Source organism: Gimesia sp., assembly GCF_048262075.1.
GTDB lineage: Bacteria > Planctomycetota > Planctomycetia > Planctomycetales > Planctomycetaceae > Gimesia.
The window spans coordinates 199809-219277 of sequence record NZ_JBLXFK010000004.1; the positions used below are offsets into that span (position 1 = coordinate 199809).

17 protein-coding genes are annotated in these 19469 nt (G+C 51.4%); 7 read left to right on the forward strand and 10 right to left on the reverse strand.

Annotation, left to right across the window (positions count from 1 at the left end; all coding sequences use genetic code 11):
- Nucleotides 1–15 precede the first annotated feature (15 nt).
- Both pssA and ACN0YH_RS10540 read right to left on the reverse strand, forming a co-directional pair.
- Nucleotides 16–906 carry a CDP-diacylglycerol--serine O-phosphatidyltransferase gene (gene pssA / locus ACN0YH_RS10535; RefSeq protein ID WP_417379532.1) on the reverse strand — a complete coding sequence of 297 codons (891 nt, stop codon included), beginning with the start codon at nt 904–906 and terminating at the stop codon, nt 16–18.
- Entirely contained in the window at nt 887–1960 is a 1074-nt protein-coding gene (locus ACN0YH_RS10540; protein WP_417379533.1) for a phosphatidylserine decarboxylase, read from the reverse strand. Before ACN0YH_RS10540 ends, pssA begins: the two co-directional genes overlap by 20 nt.
- 481 nt (nt 1961–2441) lie before the next feature.
- Between ACN0YH_RS10540 and eno the strand changes: the two genes are divergently transcribed.
- The 3 genes from eno to ACN0YH_RS10555 all read left to right on the forward strand — a co-directional run bounded on the left by eno (nt 2442) and on the right by ACN0YH_RS10555 (nt 5224).
- A complete protein-coding gene (eno, locus tag ACN0YH_RS10545; RefSeq protein ID WP_417379534.1) occupies nt 2442–3716 on the forward strand; it encodes a phosphopyruvate hydratase in 1275 nt (424 codons plus the stop codon).
- 235 nt (nt 3717–3951) lie between these two features.
- Complete coding sequence (locus tag ACN0YH_RS10550) at nt 3952–4545, forward strand: hypothetical protein (protein ID WP_417379535.1); 594 nt, start codon at nt 3952–3954, stop codon at nt 4543–4545.
- A 346-nt stretch (nt 4546–4891) separates the two neighbouring features.
- On the forward strand, nt 4892–5224 hold the full coding sequence (locus ACN0YH_RS10555) for a hypothetical protein (RefSeq protein ID WP_417379536.1): 333 nt from the start codon (nt 4892–4894) through the stop codon (nt 5222–5224).
- Nucleotides 5225–5261: 37 nt separating this feature from the next.
- Here ACN0YH_RS10555 and ACN0YH_RS10560 read toward each other — a convergent pair whose 3' ends face one another.
- Nucleotides 5262–5978: an OmpA/MotB family protein gene (locus ACN0YH_RS10560; RefSeq protein WP_417379537.1), complete on the reverse strand. Its 717-nt coding sequence runs from the start codon at nt 5976–5978 to the stop codon at nt 5262–5264.
- Between the two features lie 345 nt (nt 5979–6323).
- Here ACN0YH_RS10560 and ACN0YH_RS10565 point away from each other — a divergent pair, with 345 nt between their 5' ends.
- Nucleotides 6324–7511 carry a ribonuclease D gene (locus ACN0YH_RS10565; protein ID WP_417379538.1) on the forward strand — a complete coding sequence of 396 codons (1188 nt, stop codon included), beginning with the start codon at nt 6324–6326 and terminating at the stop codon, nt 7509–7511.
- Between the two features lie 36 nt (nt 7512–7547).
- Nucleotides 7548–8003 (forward strand): hypothetical protein, encoded by a 456-nt coding sequence (locus tag ACN0YH_RS10570; RefSeq protein WP_417379539.1) that lies wholly within the window; start codon nt 7548–7550, stop codon nt 8001–8003.
- 15 nt (nt 8004–8018) lie between these two features.
- Here ACN0YH_RS10570 and ACN0YH_RS10575 read toward each other — a convergent pair whose 3' ends face one another.
- From ACN0YH_RS10575 to ACN0YH_RS10605, 7 genes are all read right to left on the reverse strand, one after another.
- On the reverse strand, nt 8019–8336 hold the full coding sequence (locus tag ACN0YH_RS10575) for a hypothetical protein (RefSeq protein ID WP_417379540.1): 318 nt from the start codon (nt 8334–8336) through the stop codon (nt 8019–8021).
- 114 nt (nt 8337–8450) lie between these two features.
- A complete protein-coding gene (locus ACN0YH_RS10580) occupies nt 8451–9530 on the reverse strand; it encodes a DUF1559 domain-containing protein (RefSeq protein WP_417379541.1) in 1080 nt (359 codons plus the stop codon).
- Nucleotides 9531–9784: 254 nt separating this feature from the next.
- Nucleotides 9785–10189, reverse strand: coding sequence for a hypothetical protein (locus ACN0YH_RS10585; RefSeq protein ID WP_417379542.1), 405 nt, complete (start codon nt 10187–10189; stop codon nt 9785–9787).
- Between the two features lie 80 nt (nt 10190–10269).
- Nucleotides 10270–11766, reverse strand: a complete 1497-nt coding sequence (locus tag ACN0YH_RS10590; RefSeq protein WP_417379543.1) for a DUF4339 domain-containing protein — start codon at nt 11764–11766, stop codon at nt 10270–10272.
- 299 nt (nt 11767–12065) lie between these two features.
- The gene (gene lnt, locus ACN0YH_RS10595) at nt 12066–13958 is read right to left on the reverse strand and encodes an apolipoprotein N-acyltransferase (RefSeq protein WP_417379544.1); all 1893 of its coding nucleotides are present in this window, start codon (nt 13956–13958) and stop codon (nt 12066–12068) included.
- A 246-nt stretch (nt 13959–14204) separates the two neighbouring features.
- Nucleotides 14205–15419 carry a gephyrin-like molybdotransferase Glp gene (glp, locus tag ACN0YH_RS10600; RefSeq protein ID WP_417379545.1) on the reverse strand — a complete coding sequence of 405 codons (1215 nt, stop codon included), beginning with the start codon at nt 15417–15419 and terminating at the stop codon, nt 14205–14207.
- 22 nt (nt 15420–15441) lie between these two features.
- The gene (locus tag ACN0YH_RS10605) at nt 15442–16047 is read right to left on the reverse strand and encodes an anthranilate synthase component II (protein WP_417379546.1); all 606 of its coding nucleotides are present in this window, start codon (nt 16045–16047) and stop codon (nt 15442–15444) included.
- A gap of 468 nt (nt 16048–16515) precedes the next feature.
- On the opposite strand from ACN0YH_RS10605, the gene ACN0YH_RS10610 reads away from it, so the two are divergent.
- Together ACN0YH_RS10610 and ACN0YH_RS10615 are read left to right on the forward strand one after the other, a co-directional pair.
- Nucleotides 16516–18354, forward strand: coding sequence for a polysaccharide biosynthesis protein (locus ACN0YH_RS10610; RefSeq protein WP_417379547.1), 1839 nt, complete (start codon nt 16516–16518; stop codon nt 18352–18354).
- Nucleotides 18355–18502: 148 nt separating this feature from the next.
- Nucleotides 18503–19468 carry a sugar ABC transporter substrate-binding protein gene (locus ACN0YH_RS10615; RefSeq protein ID WP_417379548.1) on the forward strand — a complete coding sequence of 322 codons (966 nt, stop codon included), beginning with the start codon at nt 18503–18505 and terminating at the stop codon, nt 19466–19468.
- Nucleotide 19469: the final 1 nt, after the last annotated feature.

A 19469-nucleotide genomic window follows, 5' to 3' on the forward strand; every position in this document is an offset into this window, starting at 1 on the left:
AAACGTCCCAGTTTCTCAAATTTGTTTCGATTTGTATAGTCGTCCAGAGACAACTTCTTCCCAAAAAGCACGAATTGGAGATGAAAACGCGAAATAACAGAACAGAACCGGGATGGCCAGCTCCTGAACCAGAAAGACCAACGCGATCGAAAATACCAGCTGCAACACATGCCGCCGACTGCGCTGACCCCTGAACAGCTGATTAAAGACATGCGAATAATGTATCCGCGAGACCATCAACGCCGCGACCGCCAGTGTAATCCAGGGGAGCGACCATGCAACCGCGGGAATCAGCCAGTCCGCGATCGATTTTGCCAGCGAATCATTTTCCGTCTCTGCCAGTTTATAGACTCCCCGCATGGCAATCAGAAAGGAAGCCACAACTCCGGCCGCGGCGGGAGAAGGGAGGCCGCTGAAACCTTCGTGCGAATCATCCTCTTCTGTTTCCACATTGAAGCGGGCCAGTCTCAGGATCGTGCAGACGGCAAACAGCAGGGCGATCACCCATAATAAGCGGGGATGGTAATTCGTGCGAAACTGAACCATCTGCAGCATCAGAAATGCCGGCGCGACTCCAAAGCTGATCGCGTCACACAGGCTGTCGAGCTGAGCCCCAAATTCACTGGTCTGGTTAGCCCAGCGGGCGGCGCTTCCGTCCAGCGCATCAAACAGCATCGCGATAAAGATGAGTAACGCGGCGATAAACAGATGCTGGTTTTCAAAAGAATTATACAGGCCGGGAGAAGAACCCAGCATGCGGGTCAAGCCACCACCGTTCACAGTCTGTCCCAGGTATTCCGGACCGACTTTGGCCGCATAGGTGATGGCACCAAATCCGCAGGCTGCATTTCCCAGTGTCAGCAGTGTCGGCAGCACGGCGATCAGTTTACGCTTCTTTGTCATCATTGGATGCCTCCCCCGTTGTACTCACTTGCTCTGCAGCACCCGTGTATTTTGCCAGAATCGTCGATCCCGCCTGTAGCTTGTCACCCGGTTTTGTCAGGATTTCCAGGCCCGGCTCCTTAGGAAAGACGATCACCGTCCGAGAGCCCAGCTTAATCATTCCGAACTGCTGTCCCCTGGTTAGTTCATCTCCCGGCTTGATCCGACAGACAATGCGTCGGGCAATGGCACCGGTAATCTGCTGTACCAGCATGGGACGGTTCGTTGGTGCCGGCATCTGCAGGTAGACTTCCAGACGTTCATTCTCACGCGTTGATTCAGGTCGCAGCGCGTTCAGGCATTTGCCCGGCTTGTAAGCGAGTTTGATTATCTTACCCGCGACCGGCATGCGGTTGATGTGCACATTGAAGATTGACAGGAAGATGCCTATTTCAATCGCCGGGCCGCCAATGTATTCATGATGTTCGATTTCTTCGATCGTATCAAATGTCCCGTCAGCCGGTGAAACAATTACCCCTGCACCTGCTGGAATCTTCCGGTTCGGATTACGAAAGAACCAGACGATTTCCAGGCCGAGCAGCAACAGCACAAACGCCACCAGCCAGCCGAAGATCGCGATGACTCCCGACGCCTGATTGGCCAGCAGCAGCCCTGCAGTCAAAGCCGCACCGCCGAAGAACAGCGTAGAGAGCACGATCAGTTCCGCCAGGCCTTCCCGCGCGAAAGGGAGACGACTGCGATAGGCAAACGGATCGTCTTCTGTTTCCCAGTAATACCCGCCTTGATTTTCATGGTACTTCAGATCACGCGGATCGAGTACCTCATGCGGACAGGGGTTGAAGTCACCCTGGCGCTTGCTCTGCATCTTCTGCACGTAGCCTCGCCGAAATGTTTTCAGCCAGAACCGCCGCCAACGCCCCCAGAGCATCTCCAGATTGATAATGATTCCGCCACCCGGTTGAATCGTGGTCAATTGAGGATCCATGGCTTCCACGTTCAAGAGGGGATAGGACGTGCCAGAAGTCTCTGGATGATTGTGTTGTGAAGTTGAACTCATCGGAAAACGGTTTCAAGCAAGGCAGGTTAGAAAGGCATTTTAAATAAAGGTAACAGACCGCATTTCAGCCTGAGACCGGAATAGAACAGTCTAACAAGAATCAGAGTGCCTGACGAGATTCGGGATTCCACCTCACAGTGAATAATCTGTAATCTTTGTTCACAAATCCCCGAATCCAAAAAAATGGTTCAGTCTGACAGCTCGTTCAGGAATGTACTTCAGTCGGAAAGCTATTCCATTCAAGGGGTTTCGTCGTTTCACCTGCATTCGTTACCAGGGGAGGCCCTCTCTGGATCTTCTGGTAAGGTAACATTCCGGGTCCCTGAAAGATTCATACAATCTAAACCCAGTCATTTGAGCTTAACCCCTGTTTCTGCTAAAAAGATGCTTCTTTGAGAGCCTTTGTATCGAACAGTGCTGATGTATTACACAATCAACTGCTCGAGTTCATTTCATAGAAGTAATTGAGGAAACACAAACGATGAGTATTGCCATTAGTTCCGTTCATGCCCGTGAAATTCTTGACAGCCGCGGGAATCCCACTGTGGAAGTGGATATCGAACTGGAAGACGGAACTGTCGGACGCGCCGCTGTACCCAGTGGTGCCAGCACAGGGATACATGAAGCCTGTGAACTGCGTGATGCAGATAAAAAAGATCGTTTTCTGGGCAAAGGGGTACTGCAGGCCGTCGAAAACGTGAATACAGAAATTGCGGATGTCCTGGTCGACCTGGATGTCAGCGATCAGCTGCTCATCGACCGCGTCATGCTGGACCTGGATGGCACAGAAAACAAATCACGCCTGGGCGCGAATGCGATCCTGGCCTGCTCGCTGGCAGCCGCCCATGCAGCCGCTGCTACTGCTGATCTGCCTCTCTTCCGTTACCTGGGTGGTGTTGGTGCTAACCGTCTGCCCGCACCGATGATGAACATCATCAACGGTGGTGAGCACGCCAGTAACGGCATCGACCTGCAGGAATTCATGGTCATGCCTCTGGGCTTTGACAACTTCAGTGATTCACTGCGTTGCGGTACCGAAATTTTCCATTCACTGAAAAAAGTGCTCTCTTCCAAAGGTCTGAGTACTGCCGTCGGTGATGAAGGGGGTTTTGCTCCTGATCTGCCCAACAGTGAAGACGCCATCGATGTCATCCTGACGGCGATTGAAAAAGCAGGCTACAAAGCCGGTGATCAGGTTAAGATCGCATTGGATGCCGCTTCGACCGAATTCTTCAACTCCGAAACTGGTATCTACACCGTAGAAGGCCGTGAGTTCGATTCCGCCGGCATGGTTGACTTCCTGGCTGCCTGGGTTGATAAATACCCGATCTGCTCGATCGAAGACGGTCTGGCTGAAGATGACTGGGAAGGCTGGAAACTGCTGACCGACCGCGTCGGTGATAAAGTGCAACTGGTGGGTGACGACCTGTTTGTAACCAACCCCAAACGTCTGCAGCGTGGGATCGATGAAGGCATTGCCAACAGCATCCTGGTGAAAGTCAACCAGATTGGTACGCTCTCTGAAACCATCGAAGCCGTTCAACTGGCCGGCCGCAACGGTTATACCGCCGTAATGAGCCATCGTTCCGGTGAAACTGAAGACACCACCATCGCCGACCTCGCTGTCGCGTTGTGTACAGGTCAGATCAAAACCGGTTCCGCCAGCCGAACCGACCGGATCTGCAAATACAATCAACTGCTGAGAATTGAAGAAATTCTCGGAACAGAAGCAACCTTTGGTGGCACAATTTCCTGATCGCTGCCAGGTTCAGATCATGTAAAACTCCTCTCTGATTCAGTTCAGAGGGGAGTTTTTTTACGCCCATATTTTTAAGCCCGGTTCGCCAATCGTCAGATTGGTAACAAGGTGGATAACCCTTACTGTTTCACAGTGGATGAAGAAGCCTGCCTGCCGTGGTCGATTTTAATTAAAGAGAATGCCGGTGTTGTTTGCCTGCTGTTTTCCCCTGTAGAAATCGGGCGTGCTTATTGTGTCAGTCAATCAGAATCAGAATGAAGAATCCAGAATCGGCTGGATGATCTCGCTCACATTCTGGATCCTGTTATTCATCGCAGCCAGTCTGTTTGCGGCGGTGGTTCTGGCACCCCGTTATCTGTCCTATCTGAATTTGCGCAATGAGTATCTGACCAACCAGGTGCAGCTGGTTTCGCTGGAAAATCAGGTGGAATACCTCAAAGAGATCGCGCATTCGCTGGAGAACGATCCGGAATTCCGTTCCGAAGTTGCCCGCGTCGACTTTGATGCCACCGGTCCCGGGGAAGAACGCATCGCCGTTGAGCCGGATCATGCACTGGATGTTCCCCAGTGGAATCCCAACCAGAAAGCTTCGGTGACCAGTCGCGCCTGGTATATCCCCATGCTGGGTGTGCTCAGTGAAAATCAGAAAGTGCGGTCTTCAATCCTGTTGACGGCGGCGGTGATCATCGTGTTAGCGTTCACCTTTCTGCACGAGTCCCAGACGCCTCAGTTGGAAACAGTAACCAGAACGACACGAAATCTGTTTTCAGGACTGTTTTCAAGATATCGGATCAGCGAAGAAGACCTGAAAGACAGAGAGTACTGATTGTGCTGGTTTTGAGTGTCAGTGTTGGTTGTGGCGGTTTGTCTGGTTGTGCCGCGTGGTCTCTTAATTGTGATCCTGACTATTCTTCTCAACAACCTTGTTTTTAGGGTTGTTTCTGCAATAGCTAGCTGCACTGAGGAATCTCACTCAAAGCCCATAGCCGAAAACAAAATCATTTTGGCTGATGTAATCTTCCAGACGATTTGAGTTAATAGTCACCTTTAAACCTGGGTCCAGGTTTACTGCCGCGTCTTCAGGTTCGTCGGGATCGAGGCTGTTCGAAACGAGACGCGATTGTGAAATGTGAGACGTGCTTTTGAAGATTCATCAATGAGGATATCGCGGTATGAGCAAGGAGTTGGATAGTACGATTTCTCTGGCTAAAGAGTTGAGATTGAGAAGCTGGGCACGAACCCACTATGTCTCAGCCGATCAGCGGAAAGAAACTTGGAATCCTGTCGTATTAGAGGAAATGAACATAAAGGATCAGGAAATGTCTGAATCAGAAGAGAACAGTATGAAAGTCCGTGTTTCATCGATGTTCGTACCCCTGGCTCCCGCTGTCAACAGACGTCTGGATGAAGCCCACGTCGAAATTTCTGCACCGCATATTATCAAAATGCATGATGTGACTGACCGTCGCCATCAACATCTGGTCGAAGATCTACTGGCAGAGTAAAGAATTAATAACAGCAAACAAAGCCTGGCATGATCTGTTACTTTCTGGGGCCGACATAGTCGTTCACGAAGGCATCCAGTAGTAACACATCCAGGCGATCCATCTGCTCTGACTTTTCATCCCCCGTCTGCAAAGGCGGCTCATAGTCAGCCGCGGAGGTGATGCGAATCCGTTTCGGCTCGATCCCTTTCTGAATCAGATAGAGCATCACGGCCCGTCCTCGCTGGTAAGTCAGAATCAGTTTGTCATGAATAGGCGAGTCGGCTGGCAGTGGTTGATCAGAGGTGTGCGAGCGGAGTTCGATTTTATTGGGTTTCCCTGCCAGCTCTGGAATCATTAGATCCAGTTTTTCCCGGCGTTTGGGATCCAGCTCGATGTCGATCTGGTTATAATACAGGGTTTTTCCCACTGGTACGGGCACCCCTTCGCGAGTCCGGTAGACACGCACGTCGTTGCCTTCCAGAGAACGGGTTTTAATCCCCCCACGACCACGCTCGGGGCTGTCTGTGTAGGCGCCCAGCATGCTCATCTGTTCGACAAGCGAGTTCATGGGGAAATATTTTCCCGGCGGCGAGATCGGACCACTCCGATACCCTGTGTATGACTGAATGGATTCCAGAATGGCCCGGTATTTTTCATCATTCACGATTTCACTCAACGAAACCAGCATGATGAAGAAGGTAAGCAGCAGTGACATCATGTCACCGTAGGTCACCACCCACTCCGGGACTCCTGGTGGGGCATCGTCTTCCATGACAATCTGCTCCTGGAGCGGTTTTATAAAGTAGATTAACAATCGGCAGATTCTGCCGCTCGAAATTGAGCCACAGGTTCTCCTGTTAAAAGAATCGACAGAGAAGCCGACGAAACTTACCCGGTTTTTTCCAAACCAGCTGTCTTCAACAGGTTTTTTAACCCGGGTGAACGCCTATGACTGATTTCAGACAATAATCGACACACGCACAAAAAGTGCCTGAGTTCATTGACGAATACATTAAATATCTACAACATTAGGGTTTAAGCAGGAACGAGCAAGTCAGCGCAATCATTTCAGATGAAGTTCTGAGCTTCGGGTCAAAGAAAAGGAAGTGGTCAAAGGATGTCGAGCCCCCTCATCGTGCAGCAGTCCGAGTTTATCGCGTTATGTGATCAAATCCTGGACGCGGGCATCGTTGCATTCGATACCGAATTTGTTTCGGAGTTCACCTATCGGCCGGAACTGTCTCTACTCCAGTTTGCCGTCAACGGGCAATCTGTCGCCGTAGACCCTTATGAAATGGATGATTTATCTCCCTGGTGGGATATCATGACGAACGATACCACAACCGTCGTCGTGCATGGCGGTCGTGAAGAAGTTCGTTTCTGTAGACACTTTTCCGGGAAGAAACCCCAAAAGCTGATTGACCTTCAGATCGCGGAAGGCCTGCGTTCACGGAGTTTTCCTATCGCATATACGGCACTGGTGGCTCGTGTGCTGAATGAAAAAGCAGGCAGTAAAGAGACTCGAACCGACTGGCGACGACGTCCGCTCACTCAACAGCAGATCAAATACGCGTTGGATGATGTCAAGTTCGTGCTCAAGATCTGGAAAATACAGGAAAAAGAATTGATCGACCTGGGGCGACTCGACTGGGCCGAAGCCGAGTTCCAACGGATGATTGACGAGGTGAATTCCGAGTTCCATCGGGAAAACTGGCGGCGCGTTTCGGGTTTGCATAAATTGAAACCGCGTGAACTGGCGATTGTACGGGAACTGTTTGACTGGCGTGATGAAGTGGCCCAGGAAAAGAATCAGCCGGCACGCAGAATTCTGCGGGATGATCTGTTGATCGAACTCGCACGCCGTAAACCAACGACGCCACAGGATCTGACTGCAACGCGGGACCTGAACCGCAAGAACATGTTCAAACTGGCTCCGGAAGTGGTGCAGCGGATTGCGAAAGCACTACAGACGCCCAACGATCAACTGCCCCAACACCTGGAAAACCCCAACACTCACCAGAACCAGGACGAACAGGTTATCGGCAAACTGCTGGGGATTGCCTTGGCGAATCGCTGTGCCGAGATGAATGTCTCACAGACGCTCGTGGGGACTTCTGCCGATTTGAGGCACCTGGTTCGCTACCATGTCTACAAAGAAATCTCTGACGAACGTCCGCGTCTGATGGAAGGTTGGCGCGCAGAAGTCTGCGGCGATTTGTTAACCGATGTCCTTGATGGGAAAATTTCAATGCGGGTGGCTGATCTGGAATCCGATCATCCACTGCATTTCGAACGACTCAGTTAGTAGCCAGGTCCAGAACTCAAGACAGGGAGGTTTCATATGAAGTCTGTAACTGCGTTGGCAGCGATACTGCTGTGGACCACAATGCTGAGCGCTGCGGAGCCGGCACCCGAGGAAGATTATGAAGCCATTGCCGGCATCTGGGTCCGCAACGATCAGGATGCGAAAGGGTCGCCACTGCGTGTCGAGCAGGAGCTCACCCGTAATCTTTCTAAAGTCACCGTTTATGACAGACTGGGACGACGCGTTCATCAGCATCAGGCAAAGTATCGCCTGCAGCGCATGAGCGATGCCAACCTCTTTGTCTATTACGATCTGGAAGTTCTGGAAGGCCCAAACAAAGGCAGAAAATCGCCGGCGCCACAGTCATTTGTTTATCGCATCAAGAATGACCGGTTTATCCAGGTCGAAGGGATTCTCAATAGCGATAAACAATCACCACGGTTGATGATCTGGTGGAAGAACCAACGAGCAGCATCTCCGCGTGAGGGCTGACGCGACGCAGGTTGGTTACTCTAATCCTGCAATGATTTTGGCTGCCAGCGTTTTCCGATCTTCTGGCTTGGCGGCCTTCATCAGCGAGTTATAGTCCTGTTCGACAGCCGAGGCTTTCTCGGGTGCCTGCTTCTGCAGTTCTTCAAAGTCAGAACGCAATACGTCCAGGCCGCTGCCCCCTTCGCCGGTATCAACGACGACTTGCAGATTCGATTTGAAGGAACCGATGATGGCCGCGGAAGAAGGAGCTTCAGGGGCGGATTCACCGGAGCAGCCGGTCATCACAGGTAACAGCAATGCCAGTCCAGTCAGGAGCGCAAAGAGCGATTTCATCTTTCTTGCTTTCAAATATCAGGGAAGGGGATCAGTCTCGGGTGGAAAAACAGCATGAGAATCGAAACTCCCATGCTGCGCATTTCTCAAAATATTCAGCTTCAAGCTGAACGCTTAAAATTCTCCCAGAACGTTTCCGTCCTGAATTCCGCCCAGGTTCTGCCAGGTGGCATTATCAATGTTGGCACTGATAAAGCGAGTGGCACCGTCACCCATCAGAACATGCACACCACCCACATGACGGCTGCGGGCAGGAAACAGGCCCGGGGCATCATTCGTACCACAGCTGGAACAGGTGACACAGTTAGGATACTTGGAATTCGGGTTGAGCAGCGTATTGAATACAGTCAGGCCACCATTCCCGTAAGCCCAGTTGGAACCAGTATCACCACGGGGCGCGGGAGAAGCCGGAGGTGAATTCTTTTTCGCCAGGCAGGAGGCGCCCCAGTTTTTTACGTCGTTGTAGTTAGGGAAAGAATTCGCAGTGCTTCCTTTGGTACCACCGCGGATCGTGTCGCCTTCTCCGATGAGGGAAGCATCGTTATTGCCATCGCCCATCAACTGTTCCCCGGCTGCAATCACGTTCGAACTGCCGTCCGTCAGGTCACGGATGCGGATCGCTTTACGATAGTTGAACATCCCGACCTGATGCTGCATGTTTTGTGGGGTGGTGTTGGTTGAGGGACCAAAACCAAACCAGAAAACCGACGGACCGGCACAGACTGCGTAGCTGTTTCCCGGACCAGCTCCATAACCGCCACCATTCTGGATACCACGTGTATCAGAGGGGCACAGAAAAGCCGGAATGACGGCGCGCTTGACTGTATCATTGGGGGCCTGATTGGGTGCCAGTGAGAAGTTGAACTGATTGTAAACGTTAGCCTGATCCATGAACGGCAGCAGCATGGTCTGGGCTGAAAACGAGAAGTACGAATAGTTTCCATATCCATAAGTGGAATCATGCTGTTTTTCGAAGTTCGCACGTGGAAAGACAGAGTGGGATTCGAAATAATTGTGCATCGCCAGCCCGAGTTGTTTCAGGTTGTTTTTGCAGGCACTACGGCGGGCTGCTTCGCGGGCCTGTTGAACCGCAGGCAGTAACAAGGCGATTAAAATTGCGATAATGGCGATCACAACCAGGAGTTCAATCAGGGTGAAACCCCGATGACGACGAGACGGACGCTGAGCATTCATGACAGGCTCTCCAGTTTGCAGGAATTTTTGCAGGATTAAGGCGGGTTTTGTGAGCGACTCCAAACCCGGAAGGAAAGTTAACGATAATTTCAGGGGGGGACCCGGGCGGGAATCAGTTCAACTGTCGCTCAACGTACAATCCTAGCATCGACTAAGACCTGTGAACAGCAGTCAATTTCGAAAAACGTTGATCCAACGCGGGGAGCAGATTCTAGCAATTCTTAAGAAACGGAGAAACAGGATAATTAGTATTGTTAATTTATCTGGTTCTCTGCCTCTCTCAAGTGTTTTTCGAAGCGTACCTGGTCACGACTTCGGCTGACACGCGCACTATCCAGCATGGGATATAGATAGTCCCGTGTGGCCCAGAGTAATTGCTGTTGCACCGGATATTCCGAGCTGGCCGTAGCTTCCAGTTTTTTGATAACGGGATCGATTCTGGTGTGGACACTTTGCTTAAATGACACCCATTCGGCATCGCCGGCTCCCTGTTGCTGGAGTGCCAGAAATTCCTGATGAACGGCTTTGATCTTTTTGTATTCCAGATTGTGCGCCGTGAACACCAGCAGCGTATAAATGGTAACCAGTGCCAGTACTGACAACACGATCCCGAAAGGAAATCGTTTCTTACGGACAGGGAAGGGAGATTCGGTATCCATTTACTTCTTAACTGGGGAAAGTTTCAGAGTGAAGTGATTGATGCGATTGAGACAAACGCGAATTGCACGAAGCTTTGTCCTTACTTCTGATTAATCAGTCGTTCCGCTTCCTTCAGACACTTTTCAAATTTCTCCTGGGCTCGAGCAGTTTCCGGCCCCGGATTATCCAGCATCTTGGGGAGATAATCGCGTCCTGCCCAGAGGAGTTGCTGCAAGGCAGGGTAGTCTGAACTGGCAGTGCTTTCCAGATCTTTGATGACCGGCCCCAGTTCGGTATTGGTTTTGTTTTTCAGGGTGGTGTATTCGGCGGGGCCTGCCTGCTTTGTCTGTAATGCCTGATATTCCTGGTAGAAGGCCTGGAACTTGGCAAACTCGTCCTTCCCGCTGGGAGAAAATAAATCGCCAAGGGGGACAAAAAAGAGAATCGCGACTAAGGCAATGACCCCACCCACCCCGCCTAAAATTTTGGGATCCATCAAAGGTCCCAACGCTTCCAGGGGATTCGATCGCTGTACTTGAATTTTCGGCTTAGGTCGCGCTACAGGTGGAGTTGCTGCTGCAATTGGAGCTGCGGGACTCGACGGCGTGGAGAGAGACGCTGCAGCGGCGGGAGCAACACCTGTAGCAGACGCTGCCGTGGCATTCGATGCTGACTCTGCAGGCGAGGTATTTGCAGCAGCCTCCGCTTCGTTTTTTTTCGGGGTCGGTTTCTTCAGTTGTAAGGCTTCAATCTGCCAGGCTTCAAACCATTCCCCTTTGCGGCCCAGCTTCAGCAGGTCGGTCGGTTCGACTCGCTCCTGTTCGGCCCACATCTTGATCTTGTGCGCTTCAATCGGGCCGTAACCCATGCCTCCCAGCTTGCAGTACCACTTTTGTTTGGAACGGACTTTCAGAATCGGCGGCCGGGGAGGCTCTGCCGGTTTCTCTGCTTCAACTACAATTTCTTCGGTTGCCGCAGTCTGTTCTGAAGCAGATTCACCCGACGTCGGAACCAGCTCTTCGACCGAATCCTCTTCCGAATCGATGACGTCCAGATCACTGCCGGAAGAACTCAAAAACACAACAGTACGCGCGGGCACCCACTCCGGCTCTGCTGAAGATTTCACTTCATCATTGGGTGCCAGCTCACCATCAAACAGCATCTTCATCAGGTCGTCAGCCGACATCGGCCCCAGTTCATGATTCAGTACGCGACAGTACCATTGAATCTTCTGGTACTTGCTCCGCACGGCTTCCAGCGTAGCAAACCGGGGGAGCTGGGATTCCAGTTCACTCGAGAGCTTGTCTTCCTCTTCGACAATCGAAAAACCATCCAGATTGGGCATGTCGGGATCTGCTTCGACACCAAACGAGGAATCCACAATGGAAAAATCATCCAGCGAAGGCTGTCCACCAGTGGAAGACGAATCGAACAGGCCCCCCATATCTTCAGCAGGAAACCAGTTTCCGGTTTCACCGCTCCGGATTTCCATCTGAGGAGTCAATTTGCCCTGTTGTGCCATGGCAAATAGTTCTTCAAATGAAATGGGACCTTCGGTTTCGGTTGAACGCTTAAAGTACCAGCTGTCGCGTGCCATTTTGATTTAACTATCTTCGTCCGCATAAAATGAGAGGGTGTATTCAAATTCAGGTAGGCACACACTCACCGGCGCGCCCAGCCTCTTATTTTAGCGGTCAGGGTAGGGCGCTTATCTATCGTTTTCCACCGTATTTTTCTAAAAACCGGCAAATACCAGCCAGAACCATGCGGATCGGTTCATTCAGGCCAGGCAGCAGCCGGGTTCACCTGCAGCGGATGCCAGATTCGAGGCCAATGTCGCAGTCACAGGAGACGAACGATCACATAAAGTTGGCAGATACGATTAGAAACTCTGGCTTACACAGTCGCTTTAGCAGAGGTTCGTTTCCAGGTGAGTACAGTCATGAAGAACAGAAACAGGACACAGAAACAACAGACGCCCGCAAACCAGTCACCGAACCGGGTGTAAAGACTGCTGCGATGATCCAGTGGAACCGAATCGACGATCACGGCATTCAACGATTTGTTCCAGCGTCCTGTCTTCGGATTCACCAGTGTGCTCCGTTTCTGGTTATCCCAGTCGAGGAATAAATCCGGCTCGCGAATCATGCCGTCACCATCGATGATCGCGGAGACTCCCGTGTTCACGGCGCGGACCATGGGAGTCCGGTTCTCCACACAACGGAACGCAGAAGTAATCAGATGCTGATCCAGTTCACTCGAACCATGAAACCAGCCATCGTTGGTCAGATTCACCAGGCAGTCGATGGGCTTGGCTGCATTCTCTGCGGTTACTGGTTTCAGCATAGAACGCACCAGGTGTGGTACCGTATCTTCAAAACAGATCAGCGGTGCGAAGTTCCAGTTCTTGTATTCAAAGTTGGCTGCATGCTTACCAGGTTCAATTCCAAACGAGGCACCATAGGGTGAGAAGACCTGCAGAAACGGCAGTGTTTCCTTCAAAGGCATGTATTCACCAAACGGCACACGGTGAATTTTATCGTAACGACCATGGATACCATAATCCGGACGGACAAAGACCGCAGAGTTGTATTGCTCTATTTTTTCATCACCGGCGGCGATGACATCCACCCCGATCACCAGTGCCGCATTCGCTTCCTGGCTCATGTTTGCCAGGACTTTACGAACGGAGGGGTCTTTCCATTTCTCAAGTGGAACTTCCGGCGCGACCTCGCCCAGTTCTTCCGGCGTTTTCCCATTGCTTTCCAGTAACGGCCAGCGGAACATCGTTTCCGGCCAGACAACCAGATCGGGTTGGTCACGAACGGCTGCGCCCATCAGTTCGAGATGTTTCAGGTAGATCGCTTGCCATTCATTCGGGTTATGTTTGACGGTTGAAGGAAAATTCGCCTGAATCAAAGCGGTGCGCGGGCCATCCTGAAATTCTGCCTGTGAGCGGCGGACATAACCATAACCGAGCACCGCAAAAAACAGGCCCAGACATATGGCTGTCTGCAGGATCTGCTTTCCGCCGACCTCGTTCAATTTCTGATCTTCTTCCGTCAGCTTCATCGGAAACAGTTTCAGACGGACCAACAGCGAGTTGGGTAACAGGCTGGCAAAGCAGGCTGCCATCATCACAACGATAAAACTGACACCATAAGCGCCGGTGAGATCACTGATCTGAATCAGTTCGATCCAGCGATATTGGGTATGGCCGAGGTAGTACCAGGAGAACCCCGTCAGCAGATAGGCCCGGATGTATTCCAGTCCGACCCACACCACAGGCGCTGCCACAGGCAGGGGAACACGAAACTGATGCACGGCAATACGCGACAGCAAAACAAACACAGGAAAGTAACAGGCCACATAAATCGCCAGCGCGATCCAGGCGACATACATCGTCGGGTGCCCCAGTCGCATCCACTGAAATGCTGCGACGGTAAACAGCAGACCGCCTGAATAAATGGCCGTATACATCAATCGCGTTTTACGCGGAATGCGCACCAGCAGTAACAGCGGAATCAGACAGACCCAGCCCAGCGGACCAAAATCGACCGGTGTGAAACTGGCCCACATCAGAACGGCTGTCAGCAGCGAAACAAAAAAGGCGCCCCGCGCCGCCGCCGGAGAAGTCCGTGCGGTATTGATGATGTTTTGTACGTCCTCACCCAGCTGCTGGTTGTTGGGCGCTTCTGGTTGTGAGGGGAGTTGCTCAGACACGGGATGGGGTTCCAGCACAGATTCGTCAGAGGAAGATTTTTCGAATGTCGATGTCGTTAAGTTCATGATTTCCATCCTTGGAATTCGGAGACAGCCAAAAGAGGATTTCAAAATCCTTTCAGGCAGGAAAACATCCTGTTTCCTCGATACCGGTCCGGTTTATTCGTTCGTACTACGTGGCATAATAAGTTGTTTTATCAATCCTCAATGGGAGCAATCACGGGAATTGCCCACCTGATCGGTCTGATGGGCGTGATTTTTAATGAAATTCGCGATTTAAGAGTAGATCAATCAATGAGGAAACTGTCGCAGCTACCATAAAAAGACGTCCACTTTCAATCCCGTCTGATAAAGTTGATTTCCCGTCGGGAATAATGCTACCGAATTCGCTTTAACAGTAGAATGTAGATCGGCAGAACCCATTGTCTTCAAAGGAGAAACAACTGCTTCACCAGCTATCCATTCCAAATGCGCCGGCTGATAAGTGGGCCGATTCCCACTGGAGTGAAAATCGGCACAGAGCCGCGCCTGCAGGACCTGGGGGCGTGGGGCAGGAAAACCCATAAATTGACGGATTGCCGTCCTCACAAACAATTCGAAGCAAACCATGCTGCTGACAGGGTTTCCGGGCAATCCAAAAATGTAGCAGGGAGCCCCGTCCGCCCGCTCCAAAACCCCAAACCAGAGTGGTTTACCTGGTTTCAAATTGACTTTATGAAATATCTGTTTTACTCCTGCCTGCTCTAGTTCAGCGGGAACCAGGTCCCGTTCTCCCGCGGAAACCCCTCCTGACAGCAGTAGAAAATCACTTTTCAAGCCTTCCTGAATTTTTGACCGTAGATGGTTCTGTTCATCACGGGCAATGCCCAGCGGCAGCGGTGTCGCATCAGCCTGCAGAATCTGTGAGTGTAGCATCACCTCATTGGAGTTGCGGATCTGTCCCGGCTGTGGGCATTCTTCCGGAGCGACAAGTTCGTCTCCCGTCGCCAGGATCGCGACAGTAGGCGCACGTCTTACCATGACGGAGGGGCTGCCGGTCTCAGCCAGTGCCCCGATTTCCTGCGGTCTTAGCAAGGTACCAGTCGCGAGCACGGGAGCACCCTCTTTGAGCACTGACGATTGGGGAAGCATGTTTTTACCGGGTGAAACCGGTCCCGTATCAATCTTCACTGAGCGGGCTGCTTCAGCAATCTGGCAATGCTCAATCTGTACGACGGCATCTGCTCCCTCAGGCAGAGGAGCGCCGGTCATGATCTGCGATGCCTGACCTGACTGTAATGAAACTGTGGGAACCGAACCGGCAAAAATGGTTTCCTGAATCAGTAGCGTGGCTTTTCCGTTCTGAATATCGGCACTGATTACCGCAAATCCATCCATCAGCGCTTTGTCAAACGGGGGAATATTCAGATCACTGACCGTTCCCTCTGCCAGTACGCAATGCCAGGCTTCGAACAACGAACGCTGCTCGGGAGACGCCGGTTTCACGGTCTCCAGAATCAGTTGAAAAGCGTCTTGAGCTGACAGCATACGCTTGTGCTTCCTCTCCTGTTTAAGTATTGCTGAGTTGTTCTGCCGGAAGCTGCAGGAAGTTTTTCAGTAACGTCAGACCTTCCAGTGTCAAAAAACTTTCGGGGTGAAACTGGACGCCGTGAATCGAAAAATCTCGGTGCTTCAGCCCCATCACTTCTTTGGGATGACCTTCTTCCTCAACCCAGGCACAGATCTCCAGTTCGTCCGGACAGGATTCTTCCGGAACAATCAGACTGTGATAACGAGTTGCCTGGAAAGGAGAGGGAAGATTCTGAAAAACACCCGTTCCGTTATGATGAACCTGTGAGACTTTTCCATGCATCAGACGTTGTGCACGAACGACCTGGGCTCCGAAGACCTCCGCAATACACTGATGACCCAGACAAACACCCAGTATTGGTATTTTGCCGGCGAAATAGGCGATGATTTCCTTGGAAAGCCCGGCTTCGCCCGGAGTACAAGGCCCCGGGGAAATGATGATTTTTTCCGGGGCAGCCGCTTCGATTTCGGCGATCGTCGTCTGATCGTTTCGAACAACCTCCATCTTCAGACTGGGGTCAATTTCGCCGAACCGTTGTACCAGATTATAAGTAAATGAATCGTAGTTATCGAGAACGAATATCACGTTACACCTTATCAGTAAAGTATTTACAGTTTTACCGCAGTCATGTCCCAGTCCGTGTCAGGGGACTGATTTCTCAGTCATACAGCGAAGACAGACACCAGCGCAAGGCAGGCAAACGGCTTGACCGGGGCCTATCATAATCAACTGTTTGGGGAAAAGCGACTTGAGTCAGAGGTTTCATTCCAGCCTGCCGTCTCGGCTCCAGCCACTGAAAAACTAGACAAGCCATTAACTGCTTTGTTCTTAAGAATTTTGATGTTGACGAAAAATGGCCAAAATTGTTATGACCCCGCTCCTTATGTGATTAAATCATTTAAGCATGTGCTCTTGTGTATATTGTTTCTGGCCGCGCTGATTCGCAGTCAGACAGGGATCCTTTGAGGGTTAATGTTGAACTCCATACCGAAATCGAAATGGCTGCGGAATTACTCCGTCACGCGTCGCCAGCTCTTTTGGATGGTGGTATTTTTGCCAATTTTTTGCGCGATCTACTACCTGGCTTTCTGGCTGCGCTTCGAAGGCTCGCTCAACACCGATGGTGTCCTGGGCGAAAATGGATTTCGCATGTTTCGTTCCACGGTCCTCTGGGCAGTCGGGCTGAAAACATTCACCTTCTGGGGCACAGGCGTTTATAAAATTCGCAGTCGTTATATTACAACGCGTGATGTATTTAATCTGGCCAGGGCGGCGACCATCAGTTCCGCAGCCCTGGTAATGGTGGACTATCTTGCCTTTCCTCAGTTTATGCTGCCCCGTTCCGTGTTTCTGATCGACTGGGGCTCCACGATCCTGGTGGTTTGCGGATTCTGTGCCGTCATTCGCATGGTGCAGGATAGTGGCCGAATTCTGAGGCAGCAGGAAAACTGCAAGCCCACCTTTATCATCGGGGCCAACGAATCCGGTGCTGCGTTGCTCCGCATCATTGAGCGAAATAAAAATTCCTGCCTGCGGGTCGTCGGGTTTCTGGATGATCACACCAGTCGTATTGGTACGCGGATCAATAATATTCCCGTCCTCGGTTCCCTCCAGGAAATGTGTGACCTTGCGGGAAGATATGATGTTTCAGATATCCTGCTGCCGGCAGATGAGTTTCCCGGCAAAACGATTCGACAACTGGTCGAGGCCGGAAACTCAGCAGAGATCAGAGTACAGGTTTTACCCAGCTATCAGCAACTGCTCTCGGGCAAAGTTGAAATGAAGCCGCGACCCGTCTGTATTGAAGACCTGCTGGGCAGAGAAGCGGTAGAACTTGATATGCCCAGCATTCGCAACTGGATGGATGAACGCGTGCTGATGGTGACCGGCAGCGCAGGAAGTATTGGCTCAGAAATCTGTCGTCAGCTCCTGCAGTTTTCCCCGCGAAAACTGATTCTGGTCGACCGTTCCGAGAACAGTCAGTTTTATCTGGAACGCGAACTAAACAACCTGGGATATGCCGGTCGTTTTGATGTGGTGATCGCTGATATCAACGACTCCAAACGAATTCGGGCCGTCATGCAGGAATATAAACCCGATATTTTATTCCATGCTGCCGCCTACAAACATGTTCCGCTGATGGAAAGCAATCCGGGCGAGGCGGTTAAAAATATTGCCCTGGCAACCAAACATCTGGCAGACCTGGCTGAGGAGTTTGAAGTCGGTTCCTTCGTGATGATCTCTTCTGACAAAGCCGTGAACCCCACCAATGTCATGGGTGCGAACAAACGGATTGCTGAACTATACGTGCAATCGCTGGCTGCCCGTTCAAAATGCCATTTCGTCACGGTCCGCTTTGGGAACGTGCTGGGCTCCGCCGGCAGTGTGGTACCGATCTTCACTCAGCAGATTCAGAATGGGGGGCCGATCACGGTTACCGACGAACGCATGCAGCGGTTCTTCATGACCATACCGGAAGCCTCGCAACTGGTGATTCAGGCAGGCGCCATGGGACGAGGCGGTGAAATATTTGTCCTCGATATGGGGGAACCGGTCCGTATTACCGATCTGGCAGCCGACCTGGTACACCTCTCCGGACTCAAACTGGGCGAAGATATTGAAATCGAATTTACCGGCCTCAGGCCAGGTGAAAAACTTTACGAAGAACTGCATGTCGATGGCGAAAAGCATCTGCCCACCTGCCATCCCAAAATTATGGTCGCTGAAAAAGTCAGTTTCAGCGAACAGTTTATTCACGAAGCTTTTGAGAGACTCTCCCGTCTCACAGAACAGCCTTCACCCCTGATCCTCGCTGAGATCCAACGCATCCTGCCGGAGTTTCAGCCTTCTTCAAGCAAACCTGCTCCGGATACGCTCAAACGCGCCGCATAACAGTTGGACGCGTCTTGTTCGAATAGAGCTCAGTACCTGTTTTGCTGCCTGCGCTTTTCATCTCCGACTGAATTTGTTAGTTATAAGATATTGAGAAGTGATCGTTTTATGGGGAAGTTTCAGTATTCCACGGAAACGAAGGTTGGTTATGAACAGCACACTCCGGTTTCTAATCCCGCTTATTCTGCTGACAATCTGCATAACTGGTTGCAGCGACAGTTCCGATTCCAATTCACCCCAGGCAGCTTCTGAATCGTCCACAGGCAGATTATTCGGCGCCTCTTTCCAGACCATGAACAATCCGTTCTTTGTCGATCTGGGAGAAGGATTGAAGAACGAACTCGAAGCCAACGGCGATCGCCTGGTTATCCTGGACGCACAGTTCAATTCACTCAAACAGAAGAACGATCTCTCCGATCTGATTCTCCAGGGAGCAGCCGGCATTTTTGTGAATCCGGTCAACTGGGAAGGTCTCAAAGGATCTTTGCTCGAAGCCAGTCGAAAAAAAGTACCTGTCATCATCGTCGATGCGCCGGTCAAAAAAACGGATGAAGAACTGATTGTCTGCACGGTGGCTTCTGATAATGTTCGCGCGGGTGAATTAGCGGCCCAGGCACTTGCTAAAGTGAACCCCAAAGCCCAACTGGTCGTGCTGCATCTGTCGGTCAACAAAGCCTGTATTGACCGGGTCGCAGGGTTTAAAACGGAACTGGAGAAACATCCGGAGATGAAAATTCTGGATGTCCAGGAAGCCCAGGGAACGACGGAAGGCGCCCGCCCTGTGATGCGTGATCTGATTGGCCGCTACCCCGCTCTGGATGCCGTCTTCGCGATAAATGACCCCAATGCGCTCGGTGTGATTTCTGCGCTCGACTCAGCCAATAAACTGAATCAGGTGACCATCGTGACCGTTGATGGTTCTCAAGCCGGGATCAAGGCAATCCAGGCAGGAAAACTGCATTCAACTTCGGCACAGTTTCCCCGGGAGATTGGTCAGATCGCAGCAGAAAAAATGCTGGCACACCTCAAAGGCGAGCCGGTAGACAAAGAAGTGAAGGTGCGCGTGGAACTGATCACAGGAGAAAATGCGGAGCAATATCTGGAGTCTAAATAAA

Excerpts from the sequence above, each read along its gene's own strand:
- pssA (WP_417379532.1), bottom strand. The coding sequence starts at position 906 with ATGATGACAAAGAAGCGTAAACTGATCGCCGTGCTGCCGACACTGCTG.
- ACN0YH_RS10540 (WP_417379533.1), bottom strand. The coding sequence starts at position 1,960 with ATGAGTTCAACTTCACAACACAATCATCCAGAGACTTCTGGCACGTCC.
- eno (WP_417379534.1), top strand. The coding sequence starts at position 2,442 with ATGAGTATTGCCATTAGTTCCGTTCATGCCCGTGAAATTCTTGACAGC.
- ACN0YH_RS10555 (WP_417379536.1), top strand. The coding sequence starts at position 4,892 with ATGAGCAAGGAGTTGGATAGTACGATTTCTCTGGCTAAAGAGTTGAGA.
- ACN0YH_RS10560 (WP_417379537.1), bottom strand. The coding sequence starts at position 5,978 with ATGGAAGACGATGCCCCACCAGGAGTCCCGGAGTGGGTGGTGACCTAC.
- ACN0YH_RS10565 (WP_417379538.1), top strand. The coding sequence starts at position 6,324 with ATGTCGAGCCCCCTCATCGTGCAGCAGTCCGAGTTTATCGCGTTATGT.
- ACN0YH_RS10570 (WP_417379539.1), top strand. The coding sequence starts at position 7,548 with ATGAAGTCTGTAACTGCGTTGGCAGCGATACTGCTGTGGACCACAATG.
- ACN0YH_RS10575 (WP_417379540.1), bottom strand. The coding sequence starts at position 8,336 with ATGAAATCGCTCTTTGCGCTCCTGACTGGACTGGCATTGCTGTTACCT.
- ACN0YH_RS10580 (WP_417379541.1), bottom strand. The coding sequence starts at position 9,530 with ATGAATGCTCAGCGTCCGTCTCGTCGTCATCGGGGTTTCACCCTGATT.
- ACN0YH_RS10585 (WP_417379542.1), bottom strand. The coding sequence starts at position 10,189 with ATGGATACCGAATCTCCCTTCCCTGTCCGTAAGAAACGATTTCCTTTC.
- ACN0YH_RS10590 (WP_417379543.1), bottom strand. The coding sequence starts at position 11,766 with ATGGCACGCGACAGCTGGTACTTTAAGCGTTCAACCGAAACCGAAGGT.
- lnt (WP_417379544.1), bottom strand. The coding sequence starts at position 13,958 with ATGAACTTAACGACATCGACATTCGAAAAATCTTCCTCTGACGAATCT.
- glp (WP_417379545.1), bottom strand. The coding sequence starts at position 15,419 with ATGCTGTCAGCTCAAGACGCTTTTCAACTGATTCTGGAGACCGTGAAA.
- ACN0YH_RS10615 (WP_417379548.1), top strand. The coding sequence starts at position 18,503 with ATGAACAGCACACTCCGGTTTCTAATCCCGCTTATTCTGCTGACAATC.